Source organism: Streptomyces lushanensis, assembly GCF_001700515.1.
Lineage (GTDB): Bacteria > Actinomycetota > Actinomycetes > Streptomycetales > Streptomycetaceae > Streptomyces > Streptomyces lushanensis.
Genome location: NZ_MAUD01000243.1, coordinates 3,587 through 12,189 on the forward strand (window position 1 = coordinate 3,587; position 8,603 = coordinate 12,189).

7 protein-coding genes are annotated in these 8,603 nt (G+C 70.6%); 2 read left to right on the plus strand and 5 right to left on the minus strand.

Going from position 1 to position 8,603, the window contains the following annotated elements:
- The first annotated feature begins 297 nt into the window (after nucleotides 1-297).
- The gene (locus tag BFF77_RS20325; protein ID WP_066951945.1) at nucleotides 298-996 is read left to right on the plus strand and encodes an MBL fold metallo-hydrolase; all 699 of its coding nucleotides are present in this window, start codon (nucleotides 298-300) and stop codon (nucleotides 994-996) included.
- 589 nt (nucleotides 997-1,585) lie between these two features.
- Entirely contained in the window at nucleotides 1,586-1,966 is a 381-nt protein-coding gene (locus BFF77_RS20330; RefSeq protein WP_066951947.1) for a VOC family protein, read from the plus strand.
- Nucleotides 1,967-2,150: 184 nt separating this feature from the next.
- Here BFF77_RS20330 and BFF77_RS20335 read toward each other — a convergent pair whose 3' ends face one another.
- The 5 genes from BFF77_RS20335 to BFF77_RS20355 all read right to left on the minus strand — a co-directional run bounded on the left by BFF77_RS20335 (nucleotide 2,151) and on the right by BFF77_RS20355 (nucleotide 8,513).
- A complete protein-coding gene (locus BFF77_RS20335; RefSeq protein WP_066951949.1) occupies nucleotides 2,151-3,719 on the minus strand; it encodes an endonuclease/exonuclease/phosphatase family protein in 1,569 nt (522 codons plus the stop codon).
- A gap of 326 nt (nucleotides 3,720-4,045) precedes the next feature.
- Entirely contained in the window at nucleotides 4,046-5,140 is a 1,095-nt protein-coding gene (locus BFF77_RS20340; protein ID WP_079125329.1) for a glycoside hydrolase family 5 protein, read from the minus strand.
- A 285-nt stretch (nucleotides 5,141-5,425) separates the two neighbouring features.
- Nucleotides 5,426-5,950: a hypothetical protein gene (locus BFF77_RS20345; RefSeq protein WP_066951951.1), complete on the minus strand. Its 525-nt coding sequence runs from the start codon at nucleotides 5,948-5,950 to the stop codon at nucleotides 5,426-5,428.
- A gap of 586 nt (nucleotides 5,951-6,536) precedes the next feature.
- The gene (locus BFF77_RS20350; protein ID WP_245703608.1) at nucleotides 6,537-7,760 is read right to left on the minus strand and encodes a sialidase family protein; all 1,224 of its coding nucleotides are present in this window, start codon (nucleotides 7,758-7,760) and stop codon (nucleotides 6,537-6,539) included.
- Nucleotides 7,761-7,937: 177 nt separating this feature from the next.
- Nucleotides 7,938-8,513 carry a TetR/AcrR family transcriptional regulator gene (locus tag BFF77_RS20355; protein ID WP_245703609.1) on the minus strand — a complete coding sequence of 192 codons (576 nt, stop codon included), beginning with the start codon at nucleotides 8,511-8,513 and terminating at the stop codon, nucleotides 7,938-7,940.
- Nucleotides 8,514-8,603: the final 90 nt, after the last annotated feature.

An 8,603-nucleotide genomic window follows, 5' to 3' on the forward strand; every position in this document is an offset into this window, starting at 1 on the left:
CGGGCGATCGCCCGCAGGGTCACCGCGCTGTCCGATCCGGTCTCGACCAGCAGCTCGCGGGCTGCGGTCACGATCTCGTCGCGGAGTTGCCCGCCCTGACCTCGGGGGTTGCGCCTCCGTGCTGCCGCTGGAGCCATGACAAAGACTTTACAGGCGTAAGTTCTCATGCTCTACTTACGACCGTAAGGTTACAGGGATAGTGCGAGAGAAGATGATCATGGACGTTTCCGTTCGTACACTCACAGTCGACGGCCGCACGAACGTCGGTGTCGGCGCCGAAGCGTCGCGGTGCACCGCATGAGCGCCACGACCGTCACCCCGCTTTCCATGGGCAACAGCAACGCCTACCTCCTGCGTGGCGAGCAAGCGATCCTCGTGGACACGGGCGGACCAGAGGACGGCGACCGCGTGCGCGACGCGCTGTCGGCACAGGGCCTCAAGCTTCGCGACATCGCCCTGGTCCTCCTGACCCACGGCCACAATGACCACAGCGGCACGGCGGCGTCGTTCGCGGACGCCGGGGTTCCGATCGCGGTCGGCCTGGGTGACGAACAACTCCTGCGCACCGGACGCATCGGCGTACTCCCGATCAGTCATCCGGCCGGTGCGGTGTTGAGGCCCCTGGTCCTCCGTGCGAGGGCCCAGCCGGTCGAAGCCGACATCCTGGTGGAGGACAAGTTCGACCTGAGTCCCTATGGCGTCGACGCGCACGCCGAGCGGTTCGGCGGCCACACCCCCGGGTCGCTCGTCGTCCGCGTCGGCGGCGACACGCTCGTCGGCGACCTGGTCCGTGGTGGCATGCTGCGCCGCCAGAGCCCGAAGCGCCATTTCTTCACCGAGGACGCCGCCGGAGTGCGCAGGGCACTCATGACCGAGCTCGGCCGCCAACCGCAGCGCCTGTTCCCCGGCCATGGCGGGCCCCTCGACGCGGACGAGACCCGACGACGCCTCGACAAGGTCGCTCCCGTGCCCGGTCGGCTCGCGGCATCCGGGTGAGGCAGGTGGCGCTACGGTCCGCGGCACGGTCACGGCAAAGCCGGGGCCCACGCTGCCGGCCCCGTGAGCCGAAAGCGGTCGGTGGAGCGACGGCGTCGGCCTGGCGCGAGACGGAGAGCGCCGCGACGGCGCGTCGCCTGGTCCGCGTCGCCCTGTCCGTTTGGGGTCTGGACGACCTGGCCGACGACGGCGCGCTGATCATCTCCGAGTTGGTGTCAACGCTGTCCTACACGCCCGGCGGGAGTCCATCCGGGTAGTCATCGACCGCCCCGGGTCGGCATGCGCGCGTATCGGTGTCGTGGATTTCTCGAAGGCGCCCCCGGCGCCCAGGGAACCGGACGACGAGGACGAAGGCGGTCGCGGCCTCGCGTTCGTGAATGAGCTGGCTGATCACTGGGGAACCGAACCGCTGCCGTGGGGCAAACGGGTGTGGGCAGCGCCGCACGGGAAGGAACACGGGTGAGCGGCGAACGGACGCCCTGGGCGGGCGACCTGATCCACGACGTGGACGCCGTCCGGCGCGGGATCGTCACGGACCTCCAGGGAGGCGCCACGTGTGTGCTGCGTAACCGCGGGTAGGCGTTCCGTCATGACAGTGACCAAGACCAGTCTGCTTGTCCTGGACAGTGCTGAACCTGTCGAGCTCGCCGGCTTCTACTCGGCGTTCCTCAACGCCGAGACCCGGATCGGGGAGAACCCGGACCTCGTGGAGATCGTCGGCCATGACGGGGTCCATATCGCGATCCGCAGGGATCACGGCCACGCGCCCGCCAGTTGGCCGCGGCCCGAAAGCTCCCAGCAGGCGCATCTGCGGATCCTGGTGGCGCGGGAGGAGATGGACGAGGCGGAACGCGAGGCGATCGGCCTGGGCGCCAGGCCGCTGGACACCAAGGACAACGGTGGCCCGCGCGACACACGGGTCTACTCCGACCCGGCCGGGCACTCCTTCACGCTGGCCGCCGTGAGCTGACGGCACCGGCCGGGCCCGCCCGGTCAGGCCCGTCCGGTCCGCTCCGCCCGCACGGTGGCCGCCGGCGACCGGACCTCCGACATCGCCCCTTCGCCGGCGGCGACAGCGAACGGCCGCTGCCGTACTCACTTCCGGGACCCGGTGTTCGACCGGCCGTCAGACCCGAAGGGCCTGGACTCCGGGATCAGGACACCGTGAAGACCGTGGACTCGGCCACCGACAGCAGCCCGTCGTCCGGCAGCAGACGCACCACATACCTGCCGGGCTTCAGCGGCCAGGAGTCCTCGGCCCCGACCGAGTCCGGCCCTATCCTGCCGTGACCCTCGATCCGCGAACCGGTGTAGGTGTAGACGAGATAGTCCGATTCCGGCTCGCACCTGTTCCTCGGGCAGGCGAAGACCGAGATCCAGTCCAGCCCCATGCCCGGCGCGTTCGACCAGGAGATGTCGATCGGCTCGCCCGCCCGGTACGTGCTCCTCCCCACCGACACCCGGGTCGGCTCACCCTTCGGGTAGAGCCACACCTGAGTCTTCGAGAGCACCTTGCCCCCGTTGGAGGAGAGGACGACGTCGTACTCGCCCGCGCCCAGCCCCTTCGTCGGCAACGAGACCGTGCCGTCCTGCCGTCCGGCCTTGCCCGTCGGCCGCCACGCCACGGTCCGGCCCCGCCGGTCCAGCAGTGCCACGCGCTCGCCCGGCCTGCCGGGGGCGTGGAAGGTGACCGGGAGCGTCTCGCCGATCGTCACCGAACGGGTGACCGGCGCGACCAGGTTCGGCGGTACCGCCGGTTCGACGTCCAGCGTGGACACCACTCCGCGGTGGTCGGTCGGCCAGGGCGACAGACCCACCCCGACGTCCGGCCCGCCGGCCTCGCCGACCACGGTGCTGTCGATCGTCCGGGACGGACCGGCGCGAAGCACCCAGTCGATCCGGTCGTGCACCTCGTGCGGGTCGGCCTCCGGGCTGCCGGGCGTCCAGGTGAAGCCGGGAACGGCGACCGGGTCGGGGCGCGCCTCGCGGTAGGTGTCGTGCAGCCCGGCCTTCGCCAGGGCGGCACTGACCGGCCACTTCACCGCGAAGGGGACGTCCCGCCGGGTCTCCGCGACGGCCTGGGTCCAGTCCAGGTGCGACGGGCTGTTGAAGTCACCGGTCAGCGCGACCGGGACACCCCGCCGGGCGAGTTCGGGCAGCACGTCGATCTGGTCCCGGACAGCGGGCAGGCGCACCGTGCTCTCGAGGTCGAGCACGTCCTGCCGGCTGCCGCCGTCCCGTACGAGGTAGGGGCCGTACGGGTCGGACGGCGTGTGCGTGTTGGCGACGGCCATCACCCTTCCCGGGGCCACCTCGACGAACACGTACAGGCCGTTGCTGCCGGGCGGGTCGATGACGGGGAAGCGGGACATCACGTGCGCCCGGTCGCTGCCGTACCAGCCCAGCGCCGACGCGATCCGCTCGGTGCTCCGCTCCGACTCCTGTACGCCGACGATGTCGGCGCGGGCGTCCTTGACGGCACGTTCGATCTGCTTCAGGGTCCGCGGGCAGCCGTTCGGCGTCGTGCAGAAGTCCTTGGTGGCGAGGTCGAGGTCGTCGCCGCCGTAGAAGATGTTGAGAGTCATCACCCGCACGCGCTCATGCGGCGCGGAACCATGACCCTGGTTCGTTGTGAACGCGGAAGCGGATCCGAGCGGGAGCCCGGCAGCCGCCGCGAGCAGCGCCCCGGCGAAGGCCACGATCCGTCTTGTGCGCACAGTCATCGCTCACTCCTCGTCGCGCTCCCGGCCGCACCGGCCTCCTGGTCGGCCACCGGCCCGGGCCCTTTCAGGGTGCCGAGAGCGGGCTCAAGGCTAGGAACGGTCAGGAGGCCGCGGCCTCCCTTTTCTCCTGTATGTCAGGCGAACCGATCCTGAATCGCGTTCGAACACGTTCGCGACCGGTGACGGCGCGACCACCCGGAGCGCGGCCCGCCCGCCGCGACGCGTCGGAGCTCTCTTCCCGGACCCGCCGTGTCCGGGAAGAGAGCGCTTCGTGCCCTGCCGTCCGGCCAGAGCTCCGGACCGGACCGGGCGGGACCGGACAGGCCCTAGAAGCCGCCGCTGCGGATCCGGTCGCGGATCCAGACACCGGCTTCCTTGAGGACCGAGGTGCCGGTCCACTGGCCGCGGGCGCAGGTGCCGGTCTTGAAGACGGCGCCCGAGCGGTTGTCGTCCGAGTAGTTCCAGTTGGTCCAGCTGATCTTCTTCTGGGCCATCAGGTCGATGTACCGCTGCGACTGGGCGAAGTCGTTGGCGCCCTCACCCGCGAAGTTCTGGGTGCCGAACTCCGTGACGAACATGGGAATGCGGTCAGCGGCCCGGGAGAGCGCGTTCAGGTACTCCGTCTTGTGGGACGCGGCGTAGAAGTGGAACGTGTACATGATGTTGGTCGCGTTCACCGGGTTGTTGACGACCTCGGTCTCGTCGGCGCCGTCGGAGACACCGAGCGAGGACCAGGCGCGGGTGCCGACGAGGACGACGCCGTCGGGGTCCTGCGCCCGCACCACCGGGATGATGGTCTCGGCGTAGCTCTTGATCCGCGGCCAGGAGACGCCGTTCGGCTCGTTGGCGATCTCCCACAGGACATTGACCTTGTCCTTGTGGCGGCGCGCCATCTCGGTGAAGAAGGTGCGGGCCCGGGAGGTGTTGGCGTTGGGGTCGCCCGGGGTGAGCTGGTGCCAGTCGACGATCACGTACAGGCCGCGCGCGGTGGCCTGGTCGACGATACGGCTGGCGAGGTCGGTGAACCTGGCCGGGTCGGTCTCGTAGCCGCCCTCCTGCACATAGGTGGAGACGCGGAGGATGTCGCCGTTCCAGTCGTTGGCGAGGGCGTCCAGCGAGCCGTCGGTCACGCACTGCGCGTACCACTGGGTGCCGTGGGTGCTCATCCCGCGCAGTTGGACGGGGGTGCCGGAGGCGTTGCAGAGTTTGGTGCCGCAGACGCGGACCTTGCCGTTGACGCCGACCGGGGTGTCCGCCGCGGCGGCTGCCCGGGAGATGCGTTCCTGGCCTGAGGCGCGTTCCTGGCCGGCGCCCGGAGCGGAGGCACCGGCCTGGGCGGTGACACCGAGGCCCAGGAACAGGGCTCCGGCCAGGGCGAGGACCGCGGCGGGGCGCAGCCTCTTGAGGAGCGATGGGGACATGACGAGGCCCTTCGTGATGTGGGCATGACAATTCGAGGCCCATGGGTGTGACGTGCCCCACGGGGGGTGGTGATTGAAAGTTAGGATTGTTTACAGTTAGCCGTCAAGGGCCGGGTAAAGACTTGGTACAGACGGTGGCGCCCGGAGCGAACTTCCGCTCCGGGCGCCACCGTTGTCGCTGTCACATGCCTCACCCGCGGCGACGCGCGGGGTTCGGGCGGATTTCGGGCCACGCTCCTCGTGGATCAGCTGCGTTGACGGTCCGTCAGTGCGGGCCGGACGTGGTCAGGCGCAGAGCACCCGCGTCTCGGGGGTGTAGGCAGGGCCGCCGCTGATGTTGGTGCTGTCGCTGAACTCGGCGTAGAAGTAGGAGTAGAAGCCGATGTTGCCGTTGCAGCCGGAGTCCGGGGCGATCTGGAGCGTCAGTGTGACGGTTCGGCTCTGCCCGGGCGGGATCGTGGCGCCGTAGTTGGTGCCCAGGTTGGCGGGGCCGGTCCCGGAGCAGGGGACGCTGCCGGCGGACGTGGTCAGCGCGCAGCCGGTGAAGCTGTACTTCAGGTCGGGGCGCTGGGTGGTCAGCCAGGTCGGGTCGATGGTCTGGTAGACGAACCAGATGTCGTAGGTCTGGTTGTTGGTGAGTGTCATCGACAGGTTCACCGTGCCGCCGGGCGTGGTGGTGGCGCTGTCGGTGGTGAAGGTCAGCTCGGCCGGGGCGGCGGCCGCGCTCGCGGCGGGGGCCAGGCCGAACACGCCGAGGGCGAGGGCGAGGAACGTGGCGAGGCCGAGGCGTCTCATCAGTGGTGATCGCATGGGCGGGAGGCTAGGCAAGCGGCGGGAGTCGCGTCTCCCCTGTGCGCCGTCGCACGGGCGGCGATCGGCCGGAAATGTGCATTGTGTGGAGAATGTGCGCAAGCGGTGGGGAGGCGGGAAACCCAGCGTACGCACACTGTGGTCGACGGGTGACACAACGGATCGAGTGGGCGGGCGATCCTGTGTCATTGGCGCGTATGTGTCCCTCGGGCCGCCGCCCGGACGGCGCGCGCGACGCGGCTTCTCGGCCGACCCGCCGATTTCCGGCCCAACCGTCCGTCACGGAGGGCTGTTTGCGGCGCTCGGGTGGACTTTGGCCGCTATGGGCCCGTCGCGCTGCTCGCGCCCCACCCGGTCACTGGAGTTGGCGCCGTCGCGGACGGTTCGGTGAACGCGACCGCCCACCCATTGAAGAGCGGCTGTCGCGGCGGCACGCCCCGGCCGGAGCGGGTCGTGGGCGCGGAGACCCGGGCGCGGAGACCCGGGTGCGCAGACCCGGGTGCGCAGACCCGGGTACGGGGATGGGCACGGAGACCCGGGTACGGGGCGCGAAGGCGTCCCCGTACCCGCCTGTCTCATTCCCGGGTCATCGGAGCCGGTCGAGGGGGAGCCGGGTGAAGGTGATGGTGTCGTACGCGGAGCTGCGGCCGGTCTCGTACAGGATGCCCACGGTGTTCCGGTCGACCTGGACCAGGTCGGAGTAGGCGGCGGGGTCTGTCGTGAGGCGGAGGCCGGTGCTCCAGCTCAGGCCGTCGTCGGTGCTGGAGCGTACCGTCATGTGGCTGCGTGCTGTGGGGTCGGCGGGGGCGGACAGCAGGAGCGGGCCGGTCTGCCGGTCCTGCCGCGTCTGGAGGACGCTTCCTTCGATGATGGGCGCGATCACGTCCTCGGTGGGGCTGAAGGGCGCGTCCAGGGACAGTCCGCCGTCGCCGCTGTAGGCGTGGGCGCGGGTGACCGGGGTGGTGCCGTGCTGGTCGCGGGCGTTGAAGTACACACGGCCGTCGGGCAGTTGGGCCGCCGTGGTCTCGTTGACGTTGACACGGCCGTCGGGTGTGTCGTCGACGTAGCCGATGCGCCAGCCGGCGCCGCCGTCGTCGCTGAGCAGCGAGTGCCCGCCGTAGTAGCGCGGTTCCGTCCCGGTGTCGGTGCTGCCGGCGGGCGGCGCGGTGGAGTGGTTGGCCGGGATGACGAGGCGTCCGGTGTGCGGGCCGTGGGTCAGCGCGAGCCCGTGGCCGGGGCCGGTGGCGTACCAGCGCCAGTCCTGCCGCTTGGCCTGGTCGGTGATCTCGGTGGGTGATGACCAGGTGCGTCCGGCGGTGTCGCTGTGCTGGACGTAGACCCGCCGCCCCGCCGCCAGCGGGTGATCCCCCCGCAGGATCGCCTCCTCGGTGGCGGTCGCGGCATTGCCGCACGTCAGGAGCACCAGTCGCCCGGTCTCCGGTACGACGACGGGGACGGGGTTGCCCACCGTGTCCCGGCCGGAGTCCGCCACCACCTGTATCGGCGACCAGGTGCAACCGCCGTCGGTCGAACGCCGCGTGACGACATCGACATCGCCGGTGTCGGCCCGGGTGTCGCGGCGCGCTTCGGCGAAGGCGACGAGCGTGCCCGGGGTGTCACCGGGCACCATGACCACGGCCGGTATACGGAAGGTGTGGTAGCCGCCGGTGCCGGACCGGAAGACCACGGACGACTCGCAGTCGTCCGCCTCGCCCGCGGAACGTTCGGCCGGGCGGCCCGGATCGACGCAGCCGGACAGCAGGGCGGCCAGGCCCACCAGCATGGTGCCGCGCATGAACAGAGAGGGCACCGACGACTCCCGGAAGGTTATGAGGCGTGCTGGGGTTCAGGAACGCGTTGTGGGCCGGTGACCGTCACCGATGGCGTACGTGACCGGCCGCGGACCTGCCATGAAACATGATCGAGCCGTACGTTCCGGTGAACATGTGGGGAACGTGACGCGACTGTCCGTCGGCGATTTCGAAGATCACGGGCTCTGCCGGGTCCACCAGGCCGGAGCGGCGGAACTCACGGCCTCGACCAGTTCGCCGCGGCTGACACCCTCGTCCGACAGCCAGGCCTTGAGCGCTCCGGCGAAGCCGTGCGCGAGGAACTGCGCCACGATCCGGTGGTTGATCCCTTCGGGCGGAGCGTGCCCCGACGTGCGCATGAACGCGAGGCTGTAGTCGGTGAAGTGCTCGGTCAGCGCGTCGAAGACTCCCCGGTCCGCCGGATCGTGCCGCGCGTGGCGGTAGATCTCGCGGTAGCGCTCGACGTGGTCGACGATGTCGCCGGTGGCCAGACGCAGGTCGACGCCGGGCGGCGCGGTGCGGGCGGCCCGGCGTTCCTCGTCCTCGGCGCGCCTGGCCCGGAGGTCCCGGCGGAGCACGCGGGTGAGTACGTCGAGCGGTGTCGTGTAGCGGTTGTAGAACGTGGCGCGGCTGACGCCCGCCGCTTCGGCCAGCTCGGAGACGCTGATCCGGGAAACGGGCCGGGTGGAGGCGAGCGTGATCACGGCTTCCTCGGTGGCGCGCTCCGTCCGGGTGATCCGTGGATCCACCATGCGGCCGTCTCTCCTCCCCGCGGTCGGCGAGGCCATCGTGCCATGTCAGCGGCTCGGCCTGCGTCCGCGGTGCCCCGGTCCGACCCCGCG

Excerpts from the sequence above, each read along its gene's own strand:
- BFF77_RS20355 (WP_245703609.1), bottom strand. The coding sequence starts at position 8,513 with ATGGTGGATCCACGGATCACCCGGACGGAGCGCGCCACCGAGGAAGCC.
- BFF77_RS20345 (WP_066951951.1), bottom strand. The coding sequence starts at position 5,950 with ATGCGATCACCACTGATGAGACGCCTCGGCCTCGCCACGTTCCTCGCC.
- BFF77_RS20340 (WP_079125329.1), bottom strand. The coding sequence starts at position 5,140 with ATGTCCCCATCGCTCCTCAAGAGGCTGCGCCCCGCCGCGGTCCTCGCC.
- BFF77_RS20325 (WP_066951945.1), top strand. The coding sequence starts at position 298 with ATGAGCGCCACGACCGTCACCCCGCTTTCCATGGGCAACAGCAACGCC.
- BFF77_RS20335 (WP_066951949.1), bottom strand. The coding sequence starts at position 3,719 with ATGACTGTGCGCACAAGACGGATCGTGGCCTTCGCCGGGGCGCTGCTC.
- BFF77_RS20330 (WP_066951947.1), top strand. The coding sequence starts at position 1,586 with ATGACAGTGACCAAGACCAGTCTGCTTGTCCTGGACAGTGCTGAACCT.